Origin of the sequence: Roseobacter sp. EG26 (assembly GCF_049830555.1) — a bacterium.
In the GTDB taxonomy this organism is placed as follows: Bacteria; Pseudomonadota; Alphaproteobacteria; order Rhodobacterales; family Rhodobacteraceae; genus Roseobacter.
Genome location: NZ_JBNBLH010000001.1, coordinates 639,809 through 664,535, shown reverse-complemented (window position 1 = coordinate 664,535; position 24,727 = coordinate 639,809). Strand labels below are relative to the sequence as shown.

Annotated in this window: 24 protein-coding genes; 13 read left to right on the top strand and 11 right to left on the bottom strand. The window is 56.2% G+C overall.

The window, feature by feature from the left end:
- Window positions 1-13: 13 nt before the first annotated feature.
- The 4 genes from ACOTTU_RS03320 to ACOTTU_RS03305 form a co-directional block, all read right to left on the bottom strand.
- Window positions 14-310: a DUF1653 domain-containing protein gene (locus ACOTTU_RS03320; protein ID WP_425656063.1), complete on the bottom strand. Its 297-nt coding sequence runs from the start codon at window positions 308-310 to the stop codon at window positions 14-16.
- Between the two features lie 23 nt (window positions 311-333).
- Window positions 334-2,058: an adenosylcobalamin-dependent ribonucleoside-diphosphate reductase gene (locus ACOTTU_RS03315; protein ID WP_425656062.1), complete on the bottom strand. Its 1,725-nt coding sequence runs from the start codon at window positions 2,056-2,058 to the stop codon at window positions 334-336.
- A gap of 573 nt (window positions 2,059-2,631) precedes the next feature.
- Window positions 2,632-3,942, bottom strand: coding sequence for a glutamine synthetase (locus ACOTTU_RS03310; protein WP_425656061.1), 1,311 nt, complete (start codon window positions 3,940-3,942; stop codon window positions 2,632-2,634).
- The gene (locus ACOTTU_RS03305) at window positions 3,939-4,787 is read right to left on the bottom strand and encodes a MurR/RpiR family transcriptional regulator (protein WP_298912326.1); all 849 of its coding nucleotides are present in this window, start codon (window positions 4,785-4,787) and stop codon (window positions 3,939-3,941) included. Before ACOTTU_RS03305 ends, ACOTTU_RS03310 begins: the two co-directional genes overlap by 4 nt.
- Before the next feature lie 123 nt (window positions 4,788-4,910).
- Here ACOTTU_RS03305 and ACOTTU_RS03300 point away from each other — a divergent pair, with 123 nt between their 5' ends.
- The 8 genes from ACOTTU_RS03300 to ACOTTU_RS03265 are packed head-to-tail and all read left to right on the top strand — an operon-like array spanning window position 4,911 to window position 11,860.
- Window positions 4,911-5,675 (top strand): N-formylglutamate amidohydrolase, encoded by a 765-nt coding sequence (locus tag ACOTTU_RS03300; protein ID WP_425656060.1) that lies wholly within the window; start codon window positions 4,911-4,913, stop codon window positions 5,673-5,675.
- Entirely contained in the window at window positions 5,675-6,325 is a 651-nt protein-coding gene (locus tag ACOTTU_RS03295; RefSeq protein ID WP_425656059.1) for an isochorismatase family cysteine hydrolase, read from the top strand. The genes ACOTTU_RS03300 and ACOTTU_RS03295 overlap by 1 nt, the downstream gene beginning before the upstream one ends.
- Window positions 6,318-7,043, top strand: a complete 726-nt coding sequence (locus tag ACOTTU_RS03290) for an ABC transporter ATP-binding protein (protein WP_425656058.1) — start codon at window positions 6,318-6,320, stop codon at window positions 7,041-7,043. The genes ACOTTU_RS03295 and ACOTTU_RS03290 overlap by 8 nt, the downstream gene beginning before the upstream one ends.
- Window positions 7,044-7,069: 26 nt before the next feature.
- A complete protein-coding gene (locus tag ACOTTU_RS03285; RefSeq protein WP_298912333.1) occupies window positions 7,070-8,221 on the top strand; it encodes an ABC transporter substrate-binding protein in 1,152 nt (383 codons plus the stop codon).
- Window positions 8,222-8,278: 57 nt separating this feature from the next.
- Window positions 8,279-8,983, top strand: coding sequence for an ABC transporter ATP-binding protein (locus ACOTTU_RS03280; protein WP_425656057.1), 705 nt, complete (start codon window positions 8,279-8,281; stop codon window positions 8,981-8,983).
- A 3-nt stretch (window positions 8,984-8,986) separates the two neighbouring features.
- Complete coding sequence (locus ACOTTU_RS03275) at window positions 8,987-9,883, top strand: branched-chain amino acid ABC transporter permease (RefSeq protein WP_298912339.1); 897 nt, start codon at window positions 8,987-8,989, stop codon at window positions 9,881-9,883.
- A complete protein-coding gene (locus tag ACOTTU_RS03270) occupies window positions 9,880-10,908 on the top strand; it encodes a branched-chain amino acid ABC transporter permease (RefSeq protein WP_298912344.1) in 1,029 nt (342 codons plus the stop codon). Before ACOTTU_RS03275 ends, ACOTTU_RS03270 begins: the two co-directional genes overlap by 4 nt.
- A gap of 13 nt (window positions 10,909-10,921) precedes the next feature.
- Window positions 10,922-11,860 carry an acetamidase/formamidase family protein gene (locus ACOTTU_RS03265; RefSeq protein ID WP_298912346.1) on the top strand — a complete coding sequence of 313 codons (939 nt, stop codon included), beginning with the start codon at window positions 10,922-10,924 and terminating at the stop codon, window positions 11,858-11,860.
- A gap of 38 nt (window positions 11,861-11,898) precedes the next feature.
- On the opposite strand, the gene ACOTTU_RS03260 is transcribed toward ACOTTU_RS03265, so the two are convergent.
- Window positions 11,899-12,345, bottom strand: coding sequence for a cupin domain-containing protein (locus ACOTTU_RS03260; protein ID WP_298912348.1), 447 nt, complete (start codon window positions 12,343-12,345; stop codon window positions 11,899-11,901).
- A 509-nt stretch (window positions 12,346-12,854) separates the two neighbouring features.
- Between ACOTTU_RS03260 and ACOTTU_RS03255 the strand changes: the two genes are divergently transcribed.
- Window positions 12,855-13,433: a transglutaminase-like cysteine peptidase gene (locus ACOTTU_RS03255; RefSeq protein ID WP_425656056.1), complete on the top strand. Its 579-nt coding sequence runs from the start codon at window positions 12,855-12,857 to the stop codon at window positions 13,431-13,433.
- 152 nt (window positions 13,434-13,585) lie between these two features.
- On the opposite strand, the gene ACOTTU_RS03250 is transcribed toward ACOTTU_RS03255, so the two are convergent.
- Both ACOTTU_RS03250 and ACOTTU_RS03245 read right to left on the bottom strand, forming a co-directional pair.
- Window positions 13,586-14,014 (bottom strand): hypothetical protein, encoded by a 429-nt coding sequence (locus tag ACOTTU_RS03250; RefSeq protein ID WP_298912353.1) that lies wholly within the window; start codon window positions 14,012-14,014, stop codon window positions 13,586-13,588.
- Between the two features lie 209 nt (window positions 14,015-14,223).
- On the bottom strand, window positions 14,224-14,964 hold the full coding sequence (locus ACOTTU_RS03245) for a choice-of-anchor K domain-containing protein (RefSeq protein ID WP_425656055.1): 741 nt from the start codon (window positions 14,962-14,964) through the stop codon (window positions 14,224-14,226).
- A gap of 591 nt (window positions 14,965-15,555) precedes the next feature.
- On the opposite strand from ACOTTU_RS03245, the gene ACOTTU_RS03240 reads away from it, so the two are divergent.
- A complete protein-coding gene (locus ACOTTU_RS03240) occupies window positions 15,556-15,945 on the top strand; it encodes a c-type cytochrome (RefSeq protein WP_298912358.1) in 390 nt (129 codons plus the stop codon).
- Window positions 15,946-15,953: 8 nt separating this feature from the next.
- Here ACOTTU_RS03240 and choV read toward each other — a convergent pair whose 3' ends face one another.
- The 4 genes from choV to ACOTTU_RS03220 all read right to left on the bottom strand — a co-directional run bounded on the left by choV (window position 15,954) and on the right by ACOTTU_RS03220 (window position 22,168).
- On the bottom strand, window positions 15,954-16,985 hold the full coding sequence (gene choV / locus ACOTTU_RS03235; protein ID WP_425656054.1) for a choline ABC transporter ATP-binding protein: 1,032 nt from the start codon (window positions 16,983-16,985) through the stop codon (window positions 15,954-15,956).
- Entirely contained in the window at window positions 16,982-17,815 is an 834-nt protein-coding gene (choW, locus tag ACOTTU_RS03230; RefSeq protein WP_298913526.1) for a choline ABC transporter permease subunit, read from the bottom strand. The genes choV and choW overlap by 4 nt, the downstream gene beginning before the upstream one ends.
- 65 nt (window positions 17,816-17,880) lie before the next feature.
- On the bottom strand, window positions 17,881-18,807 hold the full coding sequence (locus tag ACOTTU_RS03225) for a choline ABC transporter substrate-binding protein (RefSeq protein WP_425656053.1): 927 nt from the start codon (window positions 18,805-18,807) through the stop codon (window positions 17,881-17,883).
- 115 nt (window positions 18,808-18,922) lie between these two features.
- Window positions 18,923-22,168: a chemotaxis protein CheB gene (locus tag ACOTTU_RS03220; RefSeq protein ID WP_425656052.1), complete on the bottom strand. Its 3,246-nt coding sequence runs from the start codon at window positions 22,166-22,168 to the stop codon at window positions 18,923-18,925.
- A 236-nt stretch (window positions 22,169-22,404) separates the two neighbouring features.
- Between ACOTTU_RS03220 and ACOTTU_RS03215 the strand changes: the two genes are divergently transcribed.
- The 3 genes from ACOTTU_RS03215 (at window position 22,405) to ACOTTU_RS03205 (ending at window position 24,694) form a co-directional block, all read left to right on the top strand.
- On the top strand, window positions 22,405-23,082 hold the full coding sequence (locus tag ACOTTU_RS03215; RefSeq protein ID WP_425656051.1) for a hypothetical protein: 678 nt from the start codon (window positions 22,405-22,407) through the stop codon (window positions 23,080-23,082).
- A 76-nt stretch (window positions 23,083-23,158) separates the two neighbouring features.
- Window positions 23,159-24,112 carry an aldose epimerase family protein gene (locus ACOTTU_RS03210; protein ID WP_425656050.1) on the top strand — a complete coding sequence of 318 codons (954 nt, stop codon included), beginning with the start codon at window positions 23,159-23,161 and terminating at the stop codon, window positions 24,110-24,112.
- Window positions 24,113-24,364: 252 nt separating this feature from the next.
- Window positions 24,365-24,694: a TfoX/Sxy family protein gene (locus tag ACOTTU_RS03205; protein ID WP_425656049.1), complete on the top strand. Its 330-nt coding sequence runs from the start codon at window positions 24,365-24,367 to the stop codon at window positions 24,692-24,694.
- The last annotated feature ends 33 nt before the right edge of the window (window positions 24,695-24,727 follow it).

Below are 24,727 nucleotides of genomic sequence, written 5' to 3'. Positions count from 1 at the left end.
GGCGGTCAGCGCATTAGATTGATCGCACCGCTTCTGGTGAAGGCTCCGCCAGTTCGCTAAACCGGCCATCTTCGAATTCCGATCTGGGACGCACCCAGATTGTGCCTTCGACATCATCATAGATGACGACCTCACTGCGGTCCGCCTCAAGGATGCCATGTGCCAGCACCCGGTAAAGCCCGCCCTTGCGGTGCAGATGCGTTGCGACCCAGACCGCCCGCTCACCACCCGGCCCCATGGCTAAGGGCGTCTTTCCGATGGCCGATCCAGCCGACCAGAAAGACGACAACAAACGGCGCGCTCCCCGCATTCCAGAACTCCCCCAGCTTTTGATCATGCGGCCAAAATCGAGCCCGTAACCGCGTTGGGCCTATAGGTCGTGCAGCCCTTGCATCCCGATCTATAGGCCTCCAGATAGACATCCTCGAATTTCTCGAAGGCAATGTCTTCCGGGCAATTCACGGTTTTTGAAATCCCACTGTCAACCCATCTTTGGGCCGCCGCCTGCATGCGCACGTGATCACTCGGATGCAATTCCAGTGCCGTGACAAAGGCCTCGCTCAATGCAGCGTCCGGTCCATGGAGTTGCCGATAGAGCCAGGCCGCGTAGTCCACCACCTCCTCTTGCGACTTTGTGCCGTCCGGGCCGGTCACCATACGTTTGTAAGAGGTCGCAAACATCGGTTCGATGCCTGAGGAAACATTCCCGGCAAACATGGAAATGGTGCCGGTTGGCGCGATGGTCGTCAGGACGCCGTTGCGCAGGCCATATTTGCCGATTTCATGCTGCACATCCGCATCAAGCCGCAAACATGCGGGTTGCTTGAGGTGTTTGGTCGCATCGTAAAGCGGAAACGCCCCGCGTTCTTTCGCCAGATGGGCGGAAGCCAGATAGGCCGCGTTCTGGATCGTACGCATCCAGTTGTCCAGGAGCTCAACCGCCTTTTGGGAGCCATAGCGCGCGCCGGTCATGACCAGAGCATCCCCAACGCCAGTCACCCCCAGCCCGATGCGGCGTTTTTCGCGGGCCTCGCACAGCTGGGCGGGTGTTGCATAGCGTGACACATCGATGACGTTGTCGAGCATGCGCACAGCAACACCCGCCAGCCGGCGCAATTCATTCAGGTTCAGTTCGGCGCCAGCCTCAAAGGGGTTCTCAACAAGGCGTGCGAGATTGATGGATGCCAGAGGGCACGTCCCATTGGGCGGCAAAGGTTGTTCGGCGCAGGAATTTGTCGCTGAAAGCACCTCGGCATAATTCAGGGGGTTTTCGGTGTTTATCTTGTCAATGAACAGCACGCCGGGCTCGGCCGCGGCATAGGTCTGCCGCATGATGGCCTGCCAGAGGCCACGCGCGGAAAGCCGCCGCGTGACGGCACCGTCCCAGATCAGATCCCAGCTGCCATTCGTCTCGACAGCCTTCATGAAGTCATCGGTGATCATCACGGACATGTTGAAATTGCGCAGTCGCTCAGGCGCTGATTTCGCCTCAACAAAGGCCTCGATATCCGGGTGATCACAGCGCAATGTCGCCATCATGGCGCCACGTCCCATGCCGGTCACGAGCATCTTGCAAACCGCATCGCAGATATCCATCGCAGCCAACGGTCCCGCTGCCGGACAATCCAGCCCGCGAACCAAGGCTCCCTTTGGCCGAATTGTCGAGAAATCGAAACCAATGCCGCCGCCCATCTGCATGGTCAAGGCTGCCTCTTTGACCGTGTCCATGATCCCCGAAACAGAATCCGGCAGGGTACGCATGACAAAGGTATTTGACAGCGTCACGTTTCGGGCAGTGCCGCAGCCAGACAGAATGCGCCCCGCAGGCAAGAGTTTAAACTCCTTCATGGCCTCAAAAAAGCCGCGGGCCACCTCTTCTTGGCGCGCCGAATCTTCAAGCTTTGCCAAACCGCGTGCGACACGCCGCCAGGTGTCATGCACGGAGAAATCAATATCGCCCGAGGCAGTCTTGTATTGGTACTTCGTCCGCCAAATCTGCTCTGCGATTGGCTGGCCGAAATCCACATCGGCAATTTCAGTTATGGAGTAGTCAAACATCACCTCACCCGAATTTTACGAAAAATTTTCCTTAATTTAGTATTAATGGGACGTTGAAAATGAGGCAAACTGAAGCGGGAAGTATGGTTACCAACATACGGAAAATTAACACTTTTTCAGTATTTTGGGTTAATTTTTGTTAACTTTTCAACTAATGATTGAATCGCTTGAAGCCCTATTTTTCAAGAAAATAGGGTACGTAGCGGACAAGCCGAAGGATCAACTCGGCCGTTTTGTTTAGAAATTAATTTTAGGGTATCGGGCGAAAAAGTGGCCACGAAATGACTTGCAATTCGCCCTCGCGGTTCCTGGTTTCAGCGCTCCAGACGGTTTGACGCATCAAAATACCGGAAGATCGAGATATTTTTTCGAGGCACGAAGGAACCAGCGGACCCAGGATTCAGGCCGCGCCGTCACTTACCACAACCAATACGCGACAGTACGGATCAATCGCCAATCTGATCAGGTGAACGGGCAAATATCCAGGCCGCTTTTTGCCAGCATCGAAAGCGCCGCTTGCGTTTGTTTCTCAGCGATCCGGCTGCAAACAAGATCGGCCGTCACAAGAGAGTTTTAGTAGGTTTGCTCATATGCCGCACATTTGGCCGCAATGTTGTCCTCACTCAAATAATCGATTTCTGCCTGTTTATGCGCGCGGTACACCGGCAGAAACGCCTTGGGGAACCAGCGGGCGACCGTTTTATCTCCACACAGGATATCGAGTGCTGCTGACAGCGTCTCCGGCAAACGGACGAACCCCCGTTCCGCAAGAACTGCAGGCGACAATAGCGACAGATCCTCCTCCGTCGGTTCCGGGGCGCTCAACCCCTCCTCGACCCCCTGCACACCGGCATGAACGATGGCCGCAAGCGCCAGGTGCGGACAGGCAGCAGCATCGGCCGCGCGGTACTCGATATTGAACTGGCGCGCGATAGATGCCGGATCCTTCGCTGTCACCGGACAGACCCGCAGGCTTGCTTCGCGATCTCGAAACCCAAGGTTGTTGTAGGCTGCCGACCAGCGGTGCGGCGTCAGGCGTTCATAGGAAATCACCGAGGGGGCCGTCAGCGCGATAATACGATCCAGGTATTTCAACACACCAGCGGCAAATGCACTTGTCAGCTCCGACATGCCGCAAGGGCCCGCCGGATCATATGTCATGGGCTGACCGTCGGCATCTTCAAAACTCATATGCACATGAACGCCGTTCCCGACGCTTGCGACATCCCGGATCGGCGTAAAGGTTGCTTCTTCGCCCAAGGACCGCGCAGCAGACCGGGTCAATTCCCGCACGATCACGGCAGCGTCTGCCGCACGCACCCCCACTTCAGGCCCGATGACCACCTCGTATTGCGCAGGCCCATATTCTTTCATGATGCTGTCAGGCGACAGCCCGACCTCCGCCAGGGCCGCCATCAGTTTTTCGCAGAGCTGGCGCTGCACCTCAAATCCCTCCCGCCCGTAGGCCTGGTTCGGGACCGATGCCGCGCCTTTCAGTTGGAATTCGTGCTCGAAAGCTGCAATGAGCCGGACACCCGCCACCCGCTCCAGTCTTTGCAACGCGGATTTCAACAAGGATCGCGTGCAAAAATCCCATGGGGCGCCATCGAGATCGGTGATATCGCCCAGAATGAAATGCTGCTGAACCCCCTCGTCAAATGAAACCCTGGCCTCGGCGGCAGCATCCGGGATCAAAAGCAAATCCCCCAAAGCGCCGAACGGGCTTTCGGCGATCGTGTCAAAGCAGGTGATCTGGACATTGGTAGGCGTCCATCCCACGCCGCGGATCAGGCGTTTTTCCAGCTGATCGCTCGGAAAGGCTTTGCCGCGCACCTTTCCGGCCAGATCACAGGTTGCGGCAAAGATAAGCGGCATTGGCATCATTTGATCATGTCCTGTTGTGGGAGACGCAAAGCATCCCAGGCCTTTATGCGGTCGCGGGTTTCGTCCCAATTGTCCTCGGCAATGCGGGTCACCAGGGCCTCCGTGACTGCCAAAGCGGGTGAATAGGTATCCCAAAGCGTCCCACTTTCGATCGGTACCGGCAGGATTTCGGAGGCGTGTTTGGCAATGGGTGACAGCCAGCGATCGGTCATCAGGATGATGCGCGCGCCCACCGTCGCCGAAGCGGTTTCAGCCAACACCGCCAGATTGGCCTGATACCTACGGAAATCGACCATGAACAGAATATCGCCCTGCTTCATTCTGAGCAGATATTCGGGCCAGACCTCGGTGCTGTCGGGAATATGAAAAACGCCGGTTCTGGCCTGTCGCAGGTGAAAGGAGAGGTGTTTTGCAATGGTGTCACTGATGCGCCCGCCGATCACAAAAATCTTGCGCTTCGGTTCTGACAGAAGGCGGCAGATACGGTCGAATTGCGCTTGCGTGATCGCGTCTCCGGCAACCTGCATCTGATCCGCCGCGCGGGCAATGAAATCATTCAGATACCCCCCGTTTACAGCCCGATCAGCGCGGTGCACTTCGACCGGAGATTGTTGACCTTCCTTGAGCTCGGCAATCAGGTCACGCTGGAATTCCTGATATCCGCCCAATCCGATCTTGGCCACGAATCGAGAGATAGAGGGGGCCGAAACCTCTGCCTTGCGCCCCAGATCCTGGATCGACGCAAGACCGGCAAAAGGGTAATCCGCCAAGAGCGTTGCTGCCAGCTTGCGCTCGCTCGCCGTCATATCCGAGGCGGCCGCTTCTATCCTTTTCCTGACCTGCAATGACAGATTCCACTTTCTCAGTCGGGTTCAGAGTTTATGAAAAATATTTTTCAGTCAAGATACGAATGTTGACTTTGAAAATTTTCATCCCTTTACTTGAGGATGGGGAGTCGCTGCCGAGTGATGAAAACAGAATTGCGCCAGAAGAAGTTGCTGGGAGATCAGGACCCGGAACCGGTCACCTTTGTGAACGCGTCCAGCAGTTCGCCGCTCTTTCTGGTCTGCGAGCACGCCGGGTCGGCCATTCCTCATGATCTGGGAGATCTGGGGCTGACCGGTACCGCGATGGAACCCCACCGGTACACCGATATCGGAGCAGAACCGCTGGCACGTGCGATTGCAGAGCACTTGAAAGCCCCTCTGGTATTGCAGCGCTACAGCCGTCTGGTGATCGACTGCAATCGCCCGCCACAGTCATCCGAAGCAGTTCCCGCTCAACAGGACGGTATCGTCATTCCGGGCAACCTGGGCCTGCCCGACGACACCCGCATCACAGAAATATTCACCCCATTCGACACGGCCATCGAACAAGGATTGACCCGCTCGCCCCGAAAGCTGGCCATTTCAGTTCATTCCTTTACGCCGCGTTTGGTGGGTGGGCCGCAACGACCGTGGCATTGCGGTTTTCTGTCCCGACGCGACACCACCACAGCGCAGCGTCTGATGCAGGCGGTCGCAGATCAGGATGCGGCACTGGTTCTCGCAGTGAATGAACCTTACCAGATAGACGATGAGACCGATTGGTTTATCCCCGCCCACGCGGAACCGATGGGTCTGGCGCATACGCTGATCGAAGTTCGCAATGACCTGCTGGCGACCCCGTCGGATGTGGCACATTGGGCCGGTATTTTATCCCGCGCCATTCTCAAACTGCCGGAGCTTCAGTGATGACCCTGACCCGCGATGTCCCCCTTGTTGCTGACCAGAGCGCCCTGCTCTTCATTGATGTCCAGAATTTCTCGGCCCATCCGGGGGGCGCTGAATTCAAGGGGCTTTCCAAAGCTGAATTCGACACAAAATACGGGTGGTTCTTCTCGGAACTGGAAACCCGTGTCATTCCGAACATGCTGGCGCTTCAGACCGCATGCCGAACTGCGGGCATCGAGGTGATTTATACCACCATCGAAAGCCTGACACTCGACGGGCGTGACCGCTCGCTCGACTACAAGATTACCGGCTTCAATGTGCCCAAAGGCTCCTGGGACGGTAAGGTTATTGATCAGATCGCCCCGCAGGGAGATGAGATTGTCCTGCCAAAATCCTCCTCATCGGTTTTTGTCTCCACCCATATTGACTACATCCTGCGCAATCTTGGGGTGAAACAGGTGGTGATGTCGGGGCTCCTGACGGACCAATGTGTGGAAAGCGCGGTCCGGGATGCCTGTGATCTGGGCTATCTTGTTACCGAGGTGACGGATGCCTGTCTCACCTACAGCCAGGAACGTCATGACAATTCCTTGCGCACCATCAAGGGGTATTGCCGACAGGTCACAACGGCAGAGCTGCTCGCCGAAATCGGTGGAAATACAAATGCTTGAGTTAAAGGGGCTCTCCAAAACCTTTGGCGGTGTGCAGGCCGTACGGGACGTGACCCTGCACATGGCAGCGCGCGAAGTACGAGGCCTGATCGGACCGAACGGCGCTGGCAAGACCACCTTGATCAACTTGATTTCCGGGATATTGGCGCACAATGCTGGCAGCCTTTCTTTGGACGGCAGGTCCCTTGACGGCAAGAAGGCAGATCAACGCGCCGGGTTGGGTATTTCGCGCACCTTCCAGAATCTGCGGGTGTTTCCAAACCTATCTGTTGCGCAAAATATTGATGTTGGTCGCTATACGGCCGCGCGCGCGGGGCGCGATACGCGCGCGCTGGTTGAGGCTGCAATTTCCGAATTTGATCTGACCGAGCGCCTGGTTGAGCCTGCGCAATCGCTGTCTTACGGACACCAGCGGCGGCTGGAGATCGTACGGGCACTGGCAACCGGACCAAAGCTTCTGATGCTGGATGAACCTGCCGCGGGCATGAACGAAAAAGAGACCGAAGCCCTGGGCAAATCTCTCGCCTGGGTACGCGGTCAATCCGATACGGCGATCATGGTGATCGATCATGATCTGAAATTCATCATGTCGCTCTGCGATGAGGTCACCGTGATGAACATGGGTGCCGTTATCGCAGACGGCAGCCCGGACGAAATTACCAAAAACCCCCAGGTGATCGACGCATATCTGGGAGAAGACCATGAAGATGCTGCATAGCGCAGCGAACCCAACAGGAGATTGAAATGAAATATACATTAGCAGCCCTGGGATGTCTGGCACTGGCAGCACCAGCCCTTGCAGAAGACACCATCAAGATCGGCCTTGGCGTTCCGATGACGGGCGACTACGCGCCATATTCCGAATGGCAGGGCGCGCGCTGCATGGCCGAAATGATCAACGCAGATGGCGGTGTGAATGGCCAGAAGATCGAAGTTCTGACACAAGATAGCGGCGCGGACACACAGACCGCTGTTTCCCTTGCGCAGAAATTTCTCGATGAAGGGGCCGTGATGCTCGGCACGATCCCCTTTTCGGATACGATGATCCCTGTGGCACAGGTCGCGCAAGGCTATGGTGTCTCGATTTTCCAACCACAATCGACGCAAGTGGAGATGCACGCGGGCATCGTGGACAACTTCTTTACCGGCGTTTCACCCGATCCGTTTACGGCCACGGCAGCCGCCAACCATGCTTTGGCGCAGGGAGTTAAGAATGTCGTTCTTTTCACCTCTGACGAAGGTGGGTCCTGGTCGGCGCGCACTCCTCTGTGGTTCGGTGACGTCATCGAAGCCGGTGGCGGTAAGGTGTTGAGCAAGCTGAACTTCAGCTTCGGCACATCCGACTGGTCGCCTCAGATTGCCGAAATCAAGGCGCTGGGAGAGTCGGTCGATGCGGTCTATATCTCCTCCATCATGCCCGACATCGGCGTGTTGGTCCGCCAGTTGCGCAGCGCCGGTATCGACGCCTGGGTGGTGGGATCGGACGGTTTTGATGACCCCTCGCTGGATTCGATCGGCAGTGACGATCCGAGTCTTCTGGACAAGGTATTCTTTGCCACCTTGGCGCCCAGTCACGCAGATAGTGCCGTCGTGCAGTTCATGGCAGACTGCAAAGCCCTGGGCATTGACGTACCCGGCCTCTTCCCTGCCACTGGTGCGGACACGGTGAAAGCCGTTGCCTGGGCGGTTGAGCAGACTGGAAGCGCGGACCCGGAAGCGATTGCGGAAGCCATCCGCAACGCCGACAGCATCCCCGTTCTGACCGTCGACAGCATCTCCTTCAAGGACACCAAAACCTATGCGCAACGGACGATTCCCGTCATCGGCTACGAGGGTGGCAAACGGGTGCTGATCTCCAACGAGATACCAGAAGGCGTGCCTTCCGACTGGAACTGATCTGACTATCAAACGGTGGGGCCACCCGATGGCCCCGCTGTCCTTTCCGAGGCAAACATGCTGGCAGTAGATAACCTGAAGGTCTTTCACGGGCCCATCGAAGCGGTGCACGGTATCAGCTTCACCGTTCCGCAGGGCAAATGCATCTCGTTGCTGGGACCCAATGGCGCGGGCAAAACCTCGACGATTTCTGCCATCACCGGCGTCGCTAAATCATCCGGGATCGTGCGTTTTGATGACCTCGACATCACCGCCCTGCCAGTAGAAGCCCGTATTCGCGCAGGCATTTCCGTATCGCCCGAAGGACGCCGCGTGTTTGCCAACCTCTCGGTGGAGGAAAATCTGCGGCTGGGTGGGGCGATGCAACCCGATCCGGGGGAGAAGATGCGCGATATCGCACATTGGCTGGAAACCTTCCCGATTCTGGGCGAACGGCGCACGCAGAATGCAGGCACGCTTTCGGGCGGAGAACAACAAATGCTGGCGATCGCACGCGCGCTCATGGCACGCCCGCGCATTCTGCTTCTCGATGAACCCAGCCTTGGCCTGGCTCCCAAGATCGTGGCGCAGATTTTTCGGATGATCGCTGAATTGAAGGCGCAGGGCATGACCATCCTGCTGGTTGAACAAAACGCGACCCAGGCCCTACGCCTCGCCGATTACGCCTATCTGATGAATAACGGCCTGATCGCAACCGAAGGCACGGCGGAAACGCTGGGAGCCAACAGCGCGCTGATGGCCGAACTGACAGGGATGGGCTGAGCCATGGAATATGTTGCACAGCAGATCATGAATGCGCTCAGTTTTGGGGCCGAATATGCGCTGATTGCCCTGGGCCTCGCGATTGTTTTCTCGATCATGGGGTTGGTAAATTTTGCGCATGGCGAGTTGATCGCCGTTGGTGGATATACCATGGTCGCCTTCGGAGCGCTGGCCATCGGCAATCCGCTGATCGTGATAATAGGGGCCATTCTGGCGGCCGCTCTGGTCTCCGTCACGCTCGAACGCGTGGCTTTCCGGCCTGTGCGTTACGCCGATCCCACGACCGGGCTGCTGACGGCCTTTGGCGTGTCGATGATCTTGCAGAACATTTTCCTGCTGGCGGTCTCGCCGCGCCCGGTCGCCGTGACATCGCTCTACTTCCTCGACTGGCCGGTCGAGGTAGCGGGTCTACGTCTGTCGTCTCTGCAACTCTTCGAGGCCGCCACCACAGTGATTGTCATCATCGCCCTGACCCTGTTTCTGCGGCGCTCGACGCTGGGGCTGGCGATGCGGGCGGCGTCACTTGACTTTGAGATGGTGCGCCTGACGGGCATCCGCGCCAACCGCGTCTTTGCCATGGCCTTTCTGGTCTCCGGCGTCCTCGCCGGTCTTGCCTGCATCTTCATTCTGGCACGCCGTGGCTCGGTCGATCCTCACTTAGGTTTCAATCCGGTGCTCAAGGCTTTTGTGGCCTGCGTGGTGGGCGGTTTCGGCAGCCTGCCCGGTGCCGTTCTGGGAGGGTTCCTTCTCGGCGCGCTCGAAGTCGCCATGCTGGTGCTTCTGCCCCAGGAATACGGCGGCATGAAGGATGCGTTGGTCTTCGGGGTGATCGCGATGGTGTTGATCTGGCGTCCCGACGGTATTCTCAGCCCGCCCGTCGAAAAAGGAGACAAGCTATGATGCGCCTGTCCTCCAGTCAAAAACGGGGCTTGATGGGGGCCGCAGCACTGGCCCTGATCCTGATCGCGGTTGGATTATCCACGTTATGGTTCGGCTCTCGCTATCAGGTGCGGCTGGTCTACAGCGCCTACGTGAACCTGCTGGTGGTTCTGGGCCTTCAGGTCTTCATGGGAAATGCGAGGATCACCAACCTCAGCCACAGCGCCTTCATGGGAATCGGTGCCTATGCTGCGGCGATCTGTGTGACTCCAACGAACATCAAGGCGATATCATTGCCTGATGCACCCTGGGGCCTGAGCGCCTTTACCCTTGATCCCATCACCTCTGCGCTCATCGCCCTGCTTATTACCGGCATCATCGCCTTCCTGATCGGGCTCTTCATCGTGCGGATGACCGGCATCGGTGCCACCATTCTGTCACTTGCCGTCCTAGTCATCGTGCACTCGATATTCCTGTACCGAACCGACATTTTTAAGGGAAATCAGGCTTTTTTCGGTATTCCGCAGATCTTTTCGCTGACATCCATCCTCATCGTATCGGTTCTGGTCGTGTTCATCGCACGCGGGTTTCGGGAAAGCCGCTGGGGCATTCAGCTGCGCGCCAGTGCCGATGACGAAGTCGGTGCCGTGGCCATGGGTGTCAACATCTACCGCCTGCGCTTGATCGCTTGGGTATTGAGCGGCGTACTTCTGGCGGTCGCTGGCATTTCTTATGCGTATTTTCTGGGTACAATCAGCGCACGCCCCTTCTATTTCAACCATGTCTTCCTGACCCTCGCCATGTTGATCTTGGGCGGTATGCGGTCTGTCACAGGAGCGGTCCTAGGCACCTTCGTAATTTCTTTCGGGTTGGAATGGGTGCGCTGGCTGGAAACCGGGCCGGAGGTCCTTGGGATCGACCTGCCCGAAGTTCTGGGCCTCTCCGGCATTGCCCTGGGATCGGTCATCGTGTTGACAATGACCCTGCGTCCGGGCGGGATTATGGGGAACCGAGAAATCGAAGACCTGTTTTTGAAACGCGGATAACCGGGAGAACGCCATGGCTTGCAACCACACCATTCACAAACACGCCCACCATTTCGGCTGGGACAATGCCATCGAGCCTGTTTTGTCGGTAACGCCCGGGCAGACCATCGAGGTCGAAACCATCGACAGCTCCGGCGGGCAGCTCGGCCCTGCCTCCACCATGGATGATCTGATGTCGCTGAGCTTCGACAAGGTAAACCCGGTGACCGGCCCCATCTACATCGAAGGCGCCGAACCCGGTGATGCCGTTGCGGTGACCTTTCGGAAATTTGCCCCCTCGGGTTGGGGCTGGACGGCCAATATCCCCGGGTTTGGCCTTTTGACCGACCAGTTCCCCGACCCCGCGCTGCATATCTGGAAATATGACGCGTCCAGATTGACACCGGCGCTCTATGGGCCCGGTGGGGCAGTTCCCCTCAAACCCTTTGTCGGGACAATCGGGCTGGCGTTGGCCGAAGCTGGAAACCATTCTGTTGTCCCGCCCCGGCGCGTTGGGGGGAACCTCGACATCCGCGATACATCGGTTGGGACCACGCTATATCTTCCCGTAGAGGTTGACGGTGGGCTCCTGTCACTTGGCGATACGCATGCCGCGCAAGGTGACGGCGAAATCTGTGGCACCGCGATCGAAAGTCCCATGGATGTCGCCATCAAGGTGGAGCTGATCAAGGATGCACAATTTGCCTTCCCGCGGTTTGAGACAGATGGCCCGGTGACGCGCCATTTTGATACCAAGGGATATCAGGCAACGACGGGGATCGGCGAAGACCTCATGCAAGCTGCCCGAGACGCCGTGACGGGCATGATTGATTGGCTCACCAAGGAGACCGGTATGGGTGCAACAGAAGCCTACATGCTGTGTTCGGTTTGCGGTGACCTGAGGATCAGCGAGATCGTCGATATGCCGAACTGGACGGTTTCATTCTACTTCCCCAAGGTCGTATTGAATTAAACTCGGCCCCTACAGCTCTGATTCGAATTAGAAATACATCATTCGTTGGCTTCGGGTGGGAGGAAATCCACCTCATGAGCGGCGGAAATCTTGACGACCTCCTCGACGTCGGACAGATCATGCAGCGCCTCGAAAAGGTCCTTCAACTTGCCCATGGGTGAAACCCAGAACAACGCGCGGCAAGGCTTGTCCGACTTATTGAAATACCCGTGCGGGACCCCACGTGGCATACGGACGATGTCGCCCGCCTTTGCCTTGCTCCAGACACCATCCAGTTTCAAATCCAATTCGCCCTCTTGAACCAGAATGAATTCATCCTGTGTTGGATGAATGTGGACCGGCACAAAATCGCCGGGATTGGAATTGGTTTCAAAAGCAAATGTTGTGTCGCAAACCGCCTTTGGGAAGTAGGTTTGCCCGAGAATGTTCCAGGTTGTCTCGTTAAATCCCACACCGTTCTCAGTAATGCCCTTTTCCAGATCCATCGTGTTTCTCTCCCAACCAAATTGATGCGCGCGTCCGTTTTCGCAAGATTGATGTCGTGATTGCGCTGATCAGTATCTTGGCACGAATACGTCATAATCCACCAGTCCTTGTGTCAGCTTGCCCGTCTTAACGCTTGGTTTTCATGCATCCGTCCTGATGACGGATGCGCGGGAATACGCGCAATATCGCTCCAATTCCGAATAGTTAATTTAAAGTTTCGTCGAATGGTTCTATTTATCTTTCGTCCAAACTGACCGAAACGTAACAATCTTCTGTTGATAACCACATTGCTGACACTTCAAAGCCCGATTCTGTTGAGATGCTCTGTCGGGGGAACGCTATCTTCGGAGATTCACAAGTGGCCATCATAGAAAAGCGCACTGAACCTTTGGTTCAATCGGACCAACCCTGCAAGACGCAGGATGGCTACACCCTGTATCGCCGAGCTAGACGTTGGCCGAGCGGCGCGAAGGGTGGTAAATTTGCCAGCGGCATACTGGCTCTGGCAATGGCGACCATGCTGACAGGTCTGACCGCGAGCCACGCCGAGGCATCTTCCAGTAGCAAATTCCTCGTTCCGCAAAAGTCGATCAATGCGCCAGCGGGTTTCACCGGAATCTGCGCGAAATACAATTGGGTGTGTGCACAATCGGCGAGCAGCAATTTGAGTGCAAACGAAACATTGCGCCTGGCAAAAGCGATCAATCGGCAGGTAAACCGTCAGGTACGTCAGATAGACGATCAGGCCCAATACGGTCGTGAAGAACTTTGGACGTTGCCGACAGCGCGAGGTGGCGATTGCGAAGACCTCGTGCTTCTGAAAAAGAAAATGCTGCTGGAACGCGGGGTACCATCCGAGGACCTTCTGATAGCAACAGTTCTGGACCACAAGCTCAGAAGCCATGCGGTACTGGTGCTTCGGACCGCAAGCGGCGATCTGGTTTTGGACAGTCTCAAGAACAAGATCGTACCCTGGAAACAAACCGGCTACACTTTCCTGAAACTCCAAAATCCCAATTCGCTGAACCAATGGCAGGCAGTGCTGGCTGGCGGCGTCATCAAGGATCGCCCAACCGCTTCGCGCTAGTCTTGAGTAATGATCAGTTCCAACGAGCAAGATCGGTCACGCAAAAAGAACGGAGAGGCGTAAACCAAAAAAGGACCTTCAAGGGAAGGTCCTTTTGAGTGCCTCGAAGGCTGGTTCATCGAAGCAACAATTGGTTGCCGACGGTCCCGGGTTTATCCGAGAAAATCACCGGGGCCATCATCGCCGGGGCCGTCATCGCCCGGACCATCATCACCGGGCCCATCATCGCCCGGCCCGTCATCGCCGGGGCCGTCATCGCCCGGACCATCGTCGCCGGGAGGGTTGCCGCCACCTGGTCCGTTGTCGTCACCGCGGTCAACTTCGTTATCATTGTCGTCGTCAATAGCAGCGGTCGCTGCCTCGACCAAAGCCAATGCCGCATCAGGGCAGGAATCAAACATCCGTTCCAGAATTTCAGCGTAGTCAGCGCGGCGGGTGATCCGCGTTCGAATGTATTCAGGAACAGTTTCCAACTGACATACGTCAAATTCTTTTGCTACTGAAATAGTTGGTAGGGTTGAACCAAAGGCAGAAAAAGCTGCCAGTGCGAGAGTCATTTTGATCGATGCAGAGTATTTCATGTCAACTCCTAGTGTTTAAATAAATCGTTACATCAAAAGGCCATAGGGCCTATCGTTACATCCTGATGCTTGCGACCGTCAGCAAACAGTTTGCTGAGGCTTATCAGGAAACTCGCCCGCGCCGTTCCAGAAATTGGAAGCGCGGGCCTTACAGGTGCTTGCCTGCCATGCTCGACATCCGGAGACCGAATGCCAACATGGCACGAAATTCAAGCGGCCTGCTTTTCCCGGCGGCGCATAACAATAAGGCCACCAAGACCACTGATCAGCAGCCACGCGCCCGCAGGCAACGGAACTTCTGAAATACTACCATATACGGCGATAGTGGATGTCCCACCTTCGCGGTTTGTCCAAAAACCGTTTTCAGAATTGTAGGCGCTGGCGGCACCGGCGTCAAACAAGCTGAAATAGACCGAATCCAGGATGAGGTCTCCGCCAAGATCAACCGGCGCGTCGAACGCCGATGCGCCCAGAACAAAACCACTGATCTCATCCGGGAATGTCCCGAGCAACTCGGCCTGTTCTGCGGTCGGTTGACCGTCAGGAGTGTTAGAGATGCTGAATTCGAAGGATTCATTCAGATCAATGGCGGTCGGGTTCAGAAAGCTCAGAGACAGGCTCACTGTGCTCGACCAGTCGCCACCGGTGCTGAAATTGGATTGGTTGTTCCAGGTGATCGTACCCAAAAGGAATTCACCACCCCCGGTCGCATCAAAGGAAAACGGATTTTCGTTGATGGTCAGGGAACTGGAATCTTCAGGAACGACAACGCCACCACTGGATTGCGCGCCCCAATCCAGACGGTTGGTGTCGGCACCTTCGAAGCGAATGATATTGGTCGCCCCAGTCGGTGCTCCAATCGTCCCTCCGAAATCTCCTGTGACGGTGCTGGCCTGTGCCAGACTTGAAAGCGCTACTGTCACCGCGCCTGCGAATGCGATATGTTTCATCATTGTGAACCTCGAACTAATTAAAATACGCGTCTTCATTTCATCAATTACACACTCACCGCTCCACAATCAAGACAAGGATGTGCCGCATTTCGGCCATTATCCTTGTTTGTCGTTTCCTTTACGTCACCTATGCGATCCGTGCCGTTGCATTGAGTGTTCAGAGGAAACGGAAACTGCGCGTCAAGCTGTCGGTGATCGGTGAAAATCCGCGAAGCACAGAACCGTATACAATGTTATGGAACACTCCACAAATTATTGAAAATAATAAACTTATTTTCCAATAATCCGCCAGATAGAGAGTAAGTATCTCTGCATCGGTCACGCAAATACTCCGTTTCGCCAGGTGCTCGCGAACCAGCCCGCAGACCCGGCGTTAACGATTTTCACATTTTGTTGCGATGCTCCCAAAAGTCGTGAAGCCGTTCACTTTTCACATTGAATGCCATGCAAAATCACAAGGGTTTGATCGCCGTTGATACTCTGAAAAATCTGGCCTGCCCCGCTAAAGAGGGCCCCAGTTGATGTAAATCAACGCAGATCACGTGCGCAAAATCTACAGTTTGACCAAACCGATCATGAGGTACAAACATGCGCATTTTTCTCATCATAGGCCTGCTTTTGGCGACTTCTGCAACGGCACAAGACCTTCGCGAAGGCAAGAAACTGTACAACTTACATTGCGCCGCCTGCCATGGCGCAGAAGCGGTCGGCAATGGTCCGATGGCACCTGTATTGCTGGTCCAGCCGGCAAACCTGACGCAGCTTGCTGCCTCCGCTGGCGGCGCGTTTCCGACATATAGAGTGGTCAAACGTATCGACGGGCGTGACCCATTAGTCAGCCATGGCAGTGAAATGCCCGTCTATGGCTGGTTCTTTGAAGGCAGCGATGTCGCCATTTCAACAGATAGCGGGCAGCCGATCATGACCAGTCAACCCGTGGTCGATCTGGTCAACTGGCTCAAAAGCATTCAGGAGTAAGCCGCAGTTCAGGAGGATTGGCGAGGGTCCAGAATGCGGGCGATGACACCGCTCTTGGTGACCTGCCCCACCAGATCGCCATTCTCCTCAACCCCCAACGGTCCATCGGTCTCCAACAGCTGGCGCATCACTGTCTCAACGTCCATATCTATGGGAACGGATTGAGCCGTTTTCGCGGCTGTTGGTTCCATGACATCGCTGGCACGCAGAACCCCCAAGGGATTCATGTGAGCAACAAAATCGGCCACATAGTCATTCACGGGATTGGAGAAAATCTCCTGCGGGGTGCCGCATTGAACGATACGCCCGCCTTCCATGATGGCAATCCGGTCGCCCAGTTTGAAGGCTTCGTCCAGATCGTGGCTAACGAATATGATCGTGCGCTGAAGGTCCCGCTGTAAATCCAGCAATTCGTCCTGCAGGCGTGTCCGTATCAGCGGGTCCAGCGCTGAGAATGGCTCATCCATCAGTAGAATGGGCGCATCGGTTGCAAAGGCACGGGCGAGGCCGACACGTTGCTGCATGCCGCCCGAAAGCTCTCCAACCTTGCGATGAGCCCAATCGGACAAGCCAACAAGGTCGAGTTGCTTGTCTGCCCGGGCATAGCGGTCCTGTTTGGGAACGTCGGCCAACTCCAGTCCCAGTGCTACGTTCTCGCGAACCGTTCGCCATGGCAGCAGCCCGAATTGCTGAAATACCATCGACACGCATTCCCGCCTGACACGGCGCAAATCAGCGGCAGAGCTGTGGGTCACATCGCACGACCATGCGCCATCAAAGACCCGCACGGCCCCCCGGACAACAGGGTTCAAGCCGTTGACCGCCCTGAGCAGGGTCGATTTTCCTGATCCAGACAAGCCCATCAGAACCAGAATCTCTCCCGAGGGGACATCGAGTGAGCAGTTGTGAACGCCCAGCACCTGATCGGTGGCCTGTTGGACTTCGGCGCGGGATTTGCCCGCATCCATATCAGGCAACGCCTTTTCAGGCGTCTCGCCAAACACAATCGACACATTGTCGAACTCGACGGCATTTGTCATTTGCGATCCACCCGCAGCATGCGGTCGAGCATGATGGCGACCACCACAATGATGAAACCACTTTCAAATCCCAGAGCCGTGTTCACCTGATTGAGCGCGCGCACGACGGGCACGCCCAATCCATCTGCGCCCACAAGCGCCGCGATCACAACCATCGACAGCGACAACATGATGGTCTGGTTCAAGCCGGCCATGATTTGGGGCAAGGCAAAGGGCAATTCGACCTTCCAGAGTTTTTGCATGGGTGTCGCGCCAAACGCATCCGCAGCCTCCAGCAGTGGCTTCGGGGTCGTGCTGATCCCCAGGTGGGTCAGCCGAATGGGGGCTGGAACCACAAAAATCACCGTGGCAATCAGCCCCGGCACCATGCCGATACCGAAAAATACGATGGCGGGGATCAGATAGACAAAGGTCGGGAGCGTCTGCATCAGGTCGAGGACAGGTCGCATCGCCTGGAAGAGCCGTGGCCGGTGCGCCGCTGCAATGCCAATGGGCACGCCAATGGCCATGCAGACGACACAGGCCGAAAGCACCAGCGTGATGCTCTCCGTCATCTCTTCCCAGTAGTCCTGATTGAGAATGAACAGGAACCCCAGCACGACGAAGACGCAGACCTTCCAGCTTCTTTGCAAAAACCAGGTCAGGCCCACGAAAACCGCGATGATCAAAAAGGGATGCGGTGTCTGCAGCAGCCAGAGGATCTGGTCAATCATCCACTCCATGACCACGGCGAGGCCATCAAAGAACCACTCACCATTGGTTTGAAGCCAATCAAAGAACGCCGCCGCACTTTTGCCAACAGGTATCTTTGTTTCGGTCAGCCAGTCCAGCAATTCATGCCCCCTACCCCGGATTGTCAGTTACTCCGCCCGTGGTTACGAGCGGAGTTTGGGCCTTAGAGGCCGAGTGCGGATTTCACAGCCGCAACACTGTCGCCACCATCGACGGTCGTCACACCATCGAGCCAAGCCATGAAGGCATCGGGGTTGGACGAGAGCCATGCTTTGGCGGCATCCGAAGGTTCGGTGCCGTCATTCAGGATCGCGCCCATGATTTCGTTTTCCATGGCCAGGGTGAATTTCAGATTGCCCAGCAGCTTGCCGACATTCGGGCATTCAGCGCTATAGCCTGCGCGGGTGTTTGTGTAGACGGTTGCTCCGCCCAGGTCCGGGCCAAAGAAATCGTCCCCCCCCGTCAGATAGCCCATTTCAAAATTGGCGTTCATCGGGTGCGGTTCCCAACCGAGAAAGACGATGGGTTCGTCTTTCTTGGACAGTCGTTCCACCTGCGCCAACATGCCCTGCTCGGAGCTTTCTTTTACCTCGAACCCGCTCAGGCCAAAGGCGTCCGCGTCGATCATGGATTGGATCAGACGATTGCCATCGTTGCCGGGTTCGATGCCGTAAATCTGCCCGTCAAGCGCGTCCGAATGCTTGGCAATGTCAGAGAAATCCTTGATGCCAAGATCGGTCGCCGCCTTGTTGACAGCCAGCGTGTATTTCGCGCCTTCAAGATTCTCACGAACGGTATCGACGGTGCCTGCTTCGCGGTAAGGTGCGATATCGCCTTCCATGGTCGGCATCCAGTTGCCGAGGAAAACATCCACGTCACCTTGCGCCATGGAGGTATAGGTTACCGGAACGGACAGGACCTTGATATCTGTCTCATAGCCCAATGCATCCAGCACAACCGTGGTTGCTGCCGTGGTGGCAGTGATATCGGTCCAGCCTACATCAGAAAATGTGACTTCTGTACATTCAGCGCTTGCCGCACCCGCCAGTGCTATGAATGCCAGCGCACTTGTTGTGATCTTGAGTTTCATGAGAGATCTCCCGTTTGGATTTTTTTCCATAGATGCGCAGGTTTAATTGGGCGGTCAAGGCGAAACCAACGCCACTTCCCGCGCATCCCGGGGCCGATCACACGTCAACGCCAGATCAGGTCACTTCATTCAAAGATCTAAAAACGCCAATAATCTTGGCGACTTTACCGGTTCCGTCCGCCCGTGCCAGATCGATGGATTCAACCTCGACGGTCTCGCCATCCCGGGTCACAATACGGTGCCGGAACTTGAAATCCCCCCCCTCTTTCATGACGCGTTCCACCTGCTCGCGGACGAGATCACGATCATCGGGATGATAATACTCCAATCCACCGTCTAAATCAGGTGGCGGGTTCTTGGGATCCTCGCCATGTATCCGGCAAACTTCCGAGGACCAGTAGATTTTTTTGGTTTTTGTGTCCAGCGACCAGAAACCGATCTTCGCCAGATCCTGCAACAGGTGCAGTTGGGAAACGGCCTCTTCGGCTTCGTTCCGGGCCGCAACGACATTGGTGATGTCCGTTCCAACGGAATAAATGGAGGACGAGCTTTGTGAGGGGTCCGCGAAAATGAAGTTTTCCGTGCTCATCCAGGCCGTCGACCCATCTGTCTGCGAACTGACGGAGTTGACGTAGTGCAGACGCCCGGACTTGCTGTCCATCAGCTTGTTGTCGCGTTCTTTCACGGCCTTGGCGGTCTGCTTGTTCGCCAGTTTGAAGAAGTTCTTTCCCTCTGCTTCTTGGCGCGTGGTTCCCAGAACAGCCGCAGATTTCTGGCTGATCCGGAGAATGGTCCCATCGGTCGTGCGGTTCAGCATGAATATTTCAGCATGATCCAGGATCAGTTCCAGTTCTTGCGCCAGCCCCGGGAATTCCGAGACAACCATGGTCGAGCCCTTCATCTGGCCACGCATGTCGAAAAACGGCGAGCAGGTCAGCTTGAAACGCGCGCCCCGCGACGTGAATTCACGAGAAATCGGCTCGCCCAGTTTCAGCGTCTCGTTGCATATCGGTGCCAGTGACGGGCAGTTTTCCGGCAGAACACACTGGCTGATATGGGGATTTGAGACAGGCCGCGACAGGCCAAACATTTCGGCGGCGGCATTCGTTGCCTGAGAGATTTGCAAAGCGGTGTCGAGCACCATGATCGCCAAAGGCGCCGTCTCAAGCACCGACATCAGTTCACCCGTCCGTCCGCTGAGCTCAGCGGCGGTGACCTGCAACTCTTCGTTGACGGTGATCAGTTCCTCGTTGGTGGATTGCAATTCCTCGTTCGAGGTCTCCAGCTCTTCGTTGGTCGCCTGCAACTCTTCGTTGGTGGATTGCAGCTCTTCGTTGAGCGACTGCAACTCCTCGTTCGAGGTTTCCAGCTCTTCGATGGTTTGCTGAAGCGCTTCGCGGGTGGTTGCAACCTCGTCTTCCAAAAGCCGAATGCGGTCGCTCTCGAAGGCGTCCCCATCCGACTGCTCCTGACTTTCGAACCCCTTGGCGCGATCAACCTGAACCTCGCTGAACACCACCAAAGCGGCGCGTTCGTTGATGTCACGGGCAATGATCGGATAGACGTCGAGCCTGATTTCCTCGTCATCATCCTTGGCCAGCAAATGGCGCACACCAGAACGATGTTCACCATTCTTGAGCGCTAGCGTGACAAGACTCCGCGCTTCTTCTCGGAACGGGCGTCGCAACAGGTCGATATGCATCTTCAGATTGCTGGTCTCGTTCATCTCGATGTACGAGCTGACATTGCCGTAGATGCGCACGATTGAGTATTCATCCGTCACAAGCACGGAGTTTTTTCCCAGCGCCAGCGCCAGCGCTTCGAACATCTGCCGATCCGTGGAATAGCCTGGCGGCGCCTGGACCGCTGGTTTGACGCTGCGGGATTTGGGCAGATTGCGGGTATTGGAAAAAGGCGTCTGTTCTGACCGGCGAATGGATCGGCGGCGATAGATATGGGCGGACTGGCTGTCCTGAATGAAAAGCTCATCCGAGCCCGCCACAGATTCCGCCGTGCCGAGGAACATCAGCGAGCTTTCAGTAAGGGCATAGTGGAACCGCGACATAACTTTATGCTGCAACGCATTTCCAAAGTAGATCAGCAGGTTACGACAGCAGAGCAAGTCAACTTTCTGGAAAGGCGGATCCTGACAGACATTGTGATCCGAGAAGAGTATCGCGGATCGCAGGGAATCGATCACCCGGATGCCGTCATTTTGCTGGATGAAATACCGGTCGGACAGGTCCTTTGGGATATCGTTCAGCGCGGCCATTCCGTACACACCCTTGCGCGCAACCTCCAGGGCATCCTTGTCGATATCCGTCGCAAAGATCTGGACGTGATCCTTCAACTGCACCTTGGCGCCGCCCAGCGCCTCGCAGAGCAAAATTGCGATGGAATAGGCTTCCTCGCCCGTCGCACAGCCGGCAATCCAGACCCGAAAGGGTGTGTTGGTTTTGTTTTTCAAGAGCGCCGGTAGCAGCTCTTTCAGCGCTTCGAATTCGCTCTTGTCGCGGAAAAAGCGCGTGACAGAGATCAAAAGGTCTTTGAAAAGCGCATCCACGGCGTTCGGGTTGACGCGGCAGAACTGGGTATAGTCTTCGTGACTGTCGATCCCCAGTGCAATCATGCGCCGCTCGATACGCCGGTTGATCGTGGTTTGCTTGTACTCCCGAAAATCGACACGTGTCCGGGCCAAAAGAATTTGCAGCAGGTCGGACGACGGGCTTTTTTCCGACGCTTCCTGCCGAAAGGCGTCGAAATCTCTTGGGGAGGTCAGTATTTTTTGCAGATGTGTGCCGATCTCGAACGGCCGCAAGACCAGATCGACGCATCCGGTCTGCATGGCGGCCATGGGCATACCATCGTATTTGGCGCTTTCGGTATCTTGAGCAATGGTAATACCACCAGCCTCGCGGATGGCCTGCACCCCGTAGGCACCATCAGTACCTGTCCCAGAAAGGATGATCGCCATGGATTTCTCGCCATGCTTGTCGGCGAGGCTCAGCAGAAATCGGTCCACCGACGGCTTCGGAGAGGCGACTTCATGGCTTGGGTCCACAAGACATAGTTTGCCTTCGTCATAGACGACGTCGGTCTTGGGCGGCGTGACGTAGATGACATTGGGTTCCGGCACCGCCCCGTCCACAACGTCACGGACGGCGAGACTGGTTTGCCGGGCGACAAGTTCGGTCATCAGGCTCTTGTGATGCGGCGACATGTGCTGGACCACCACATAAGCCACCAACAGGTCGGTCGGCAGAGTTGCAACCAATTCGCGGATAGCCTCTAGACCTCCGGCGGAAGAGCCGATCCCAATGATTGTGAGTTCTTCGTTGTCAGCCCCGTCCACCAGCGCCACTCCCCGCTCCAGTCGCAATCACAGATTGCACTCTCTCAATGATACCCACCTTTAACCTGCCTTTGGCAACCCCTAGTTGCAAAATATTAATGCGTTTGAGGTAATTTCAACCACAGGCTACGCAGGCAATAAGTTCTTTCCAAGGGCTGCGCAACGGGTACCGTACGCACCGTTTACGAATGTGTTCATAAATACGTTCATTGTGGGCGAAACATTTAAACCCACGGGTGGCATTAATGACCAATCAACATGACGCCATACAATTGGCTTCGGATTTGTCGGACAGAACGCTTTCGATCAATCTAATTTTGAAACCTGACAATACGATTTCCGTGAGATCTTGCGAAGTACTTGCGCGCGGCTTGCGCAATCGGGTTTCCTTTCAGGACAAATGTGATCTCAGCCAAGTCTTGGTCGACAAGCTCGCCCATGCCATACGCAAATGCCTCTCCACCGTTCCAGATGGCGCACATGTCCTGTCGGTGCCCGAGTTTCTGGTCGAGTTGCCCGGCCTCTCGCTCTACGGTGTCCATGTGCTGATCATGGAAGTGAAGGACGGCATGCGAAATGCCATTTTCCGCTTCAAGGAATTTCTCGGTGCGTTGAATGTCGCGTTTCGTCCGGACGTCGGTTTCGTTGAACCATATGTCAATTATGCTGAGAAGCTGGCGACGAATGTGCTGGCCGATATCTGCCTGCCTCTCCTTAACATGTGCCGCGAGTTGGAATACGCGCAGGTTGAACCGCAAGATCACCTGCCCGCCGGAATCTCTGACCGCGCCCGCGAGTTTGAATTTCAAACCGAGTTACTGAAAAGATTTATCTTCAATGCCGGCATCGGCCATGCAGAACCAACACAGGTCTATCTCGAGCAGGAGTACCGACCGCACCCCCTGACGCTGCCAAGCTCTTAAGTCTTGCGTCGGGGGGTTGGCCTCAGGCTGGTCAACTGGCAAAAGTCTCAGGCAAAGCAACCGGAGCCTGAAGCGCATGATCATTTTGACCTCCAATACAATGGAGGCACATATCTTGCCACGCGGCGCGACGCTCGCTGGGTTATGGATCAAGGGCGTTACCCATAGTTTGTGTCTGGGATTCGCGGATAGGGACTCTTTTTCATCTTGCCCGATCTATGCGGGCGCTTTGGTGGGACCGGTTGCCAATCGCATTTCGCGCGGTCGTGTTCGGATTGGATCCAAAGTCTACCAAATGCCCTCGAACGAGGGCACCACCTGTCTTCACAGTGGAGAAGAGGGCCTGCACGCCAGGGACTGGCAGGTCACAGATCAGACCCCTTCGAGCGTGACATTGGCTCTATCGCTGCCCGACGGTGCTATCGGCTTGCCCGGCCATCGCGAATTTACGGCGCGATATTCCCTGACACTTGATCGCAGCCTGTCATTGGTCATCACGGCCGCCACCGACTTGGAAACCGTCGTGAATGTTGCGCATCACCCCTATTGGTCTCTGGATGATCTCCCCGATATCTCCGGGCACAGGTTGAAAATCCAGGCCGACAGCTACCTTCCCGTTGACGATACCGGCTTGCCAACAGGCGAGATCGCATCTGTGGCGGGCACGCGGTATGACTTCCGCCACACGCGCAGCCTTTCGGTTGAACACCCCCTTGATGCCAATCTGTGTTTGTCGCACGACAGGGTTGCAGCGCCGCGTCTTGCCGCCACGCTGGTTGGCGCTACCGGCGTCCGGATGAACCTTCTGACCACCGAACCCGGATTGCAGATCTACAACGGCAGCGGCCTGCCAAGTTCTGCGCCCAGCGCCTTGCCAGGCCAAACCATTAAGCCCTACGCAGGCATCGCACTTGAACCCCAAGGCTGGCCAGATGCGCCAAATCGCAGCGCATTTGCACCGGTCATTCTGACCCAAGGCGCGCGATATCGGCAGGAAACCACTTACCGATTTGCTTCTAATTCACCTTGAATGACATTTTCTGGCCACGGGCACGCCCCGTAACCGGCAGAAAACAAGCACATATTTGCATCGTCAGCGCAGGGTTACCGCGCGCCGCAAGGAAGGTACGATGCAAAAAGAGCCCCAAAAACCGCCCGCCGCCCCCCCGGCGCAGGGCAGCAAACAGCCGCCGCCGCCGCCACCACCCATCACCGATTACGCGAGCCTTTAACGCAACCTTGGTGGTGACAAATCGACATTGGGGTGCCAATCTCCGCCACTATGAGCACGCCCGTTTCCTCCATTCGCAATCTTGGTCCAGCCTATGAGACCGCCTGTGCGGAGGCCGGCATAAATTCAGCCGAAGAATTGCGCGCTCTGGGCGCGGATGAAGCCTACGCCAGACTTCTGCGCGCAGGGTCGAAACCCCATTTCATTGGATATTATGTCCTCGTCATGGCCTTGCAGAACCGACCGTGGAACGACTGCCAGGGTGAAGAAAAAAAGGCCCTGCGAAAACGCTTCGATGCCATCAAGGCCAAGTCGTTTGACAAGGAACTCAGCGCATTTGAGCAAATGATGGACAGGATCGGCGTGCGCGCGGCACCTTGAACGAAAAAAGGGGCCACCCATCAGATGACCCCT

Excerpts from the sequence above, each read along its gene's own strand:
- ACOTTU_RS03250 (WP_298912353.1), bottom strand. The coding sequence starts at position 14,014 with ATGAAATACTCTGCATCGATCAAAATGACTCTCGCACTGGCAGCTTTT.
- ACOTTU_RS03255 (WP_425656056.1), top strand. The coding sequence starts at position 12,855 with ATGGCGACCATGCTGACAGGTCTGACCGCGAGCCACGCCGAGGCATCT.
- ACOTTU_RS03210 (WP_425656050.1), top strand. The coding sequence starts at position 23,159 with ATGATCATTTTGACCTCCAATACAATGGAGGCACATATCTTGCCACGC.
- ACOTTU_RS03240 (WP_298912358.1), top strand. The coding sequence starts at position 15,556 with ATGCGCATTTTTCTCATCATAGGCCTGCTTTTGGCGACTTCTGCAACG.
- choV (WP_425656054.1), bottom strand. The coding sequence starts at position 16,985 with ATGACAAATGCCGTCGAGTTCGACAATGTGTCGATTGTGTTTGGCGAG.
- ACOTTU_RS03205 (WP_425656049.1), top strand. The coding sequence starts at position 24,365 with ATGAGCACGCCCGTTTCCTCCATTCGCAATCTTGGTCCAGCCTATGAG.
- ACOTTU_RS03275 (WP_298912339.1), top strand. The coding sequence starts at position 8,987 with ATGGAATATGTTGCACAGCAGATCATGAATGCGCTCAGTTTTGGGGCC.
- ACOTTU_RS03245 (WP_425656055.1), bottom strand. The coding sequence starts at position 14,964 with ATGAAACATATCGCATTCGCAGGCGCGGTGACAGTAGCGCTTTCAAGT.
- ACOTTU_RS03280 (WP_425656057.1), top strand. The coding sequence starts at position 8,279 with ATGCTGGCAGTAGATAACCTGAAGGTCTTTCACGGGCCCATCGAAGCG.
- ACOTTU_RS03285 (WP_298912333.1), top strand. The coding sequence starts at position 7,070 with ATGAAATATACATTAGCAGCCCTGGGATGTCTGGCACTGGCAGCACCA.
- ACOTTU_RS03215 (WP_425656051.1), top strand. The coding sequence starts at position 22,405 with ATGACCAATCAACATGACGCCATACAATTGGCTTCGGATTTGTCGGAC.
- ACOTTU_RS03300 (WP_425656060.1), top strand. The coding sequence starts at position 4,911 with ATGAAAACAGAATTGCGCCAGAAGAAGTTGCTGGGAGATCAGGACCCG.
- ACOTTU_RS03270 (WP_298912344.1), top strand. The coding sequence starts at position 9,880 with ATGATGCGCCTGTCCTCCAGTCAAAAACGGGGCTTGATGGGGGCCGCA.
- ACOTTU_RS03290 (WP_425656058.1), top strand. The coding sequence starts at position 6,318 with ATGCTTGAGTTAAAGGGGCTCTCCAAAACCTTTGGCGGTGTGCAGGCC.
- ACOTTU_RS03320 (WP_425656063.1), bottom strand. The coding sequence starts at position 310 with ATGCGGGGAGCGCGCCGTTTGTTGTCGTCTTTCTGGTCGGCTGGATCG.
- ACOTTU_RS03295 (WP_425656059.1), top strand. The coding sequence starts at position 5,675 with ATGACCCTGACCCGCGATGTCCCCCTTGTTGCTGACCAGAGCGCCCTG.
- ACOTTU_RS03310 (WP_425656061.1), bottom strand. The coding sequence starts at position 3,942 with ATGATGCCAATGCCGCTTATCTTTGCCGCAACCTGTGATCTGGCCGGA.
- ACOTTU_RS03260 (WP_298912348.1), bottom strand. The coding sequence starts at position 12,345 with ATGGATCTGGAAAAGGGCATTACTGAGAACGGTGTGGGATTTAACGAG.
- ACOTTU_RS03265 (WP_298912346.1), top strand. The coding sequence starts at position 10,922 with ATGGCTTGCAACCACACCATTCACAAACACGCCCACCATTTCGGCTGG.
- ACOTTU_RS03225 (WP_425656053.1), bottom strand. The coding sequence starts at position 18,807 with ATGAAACTCAAGATCACAACAAGTGCGCTGGCATTCATAGCACTGGCG.
- ACOTTU_RS03315 (WP_425656062.1), bottom strand. The coding sequence starts at position 2,058 with ATGTTTGACTACTCCATAACTGAAATTGCCGATGTGGATTTCGGCCAG.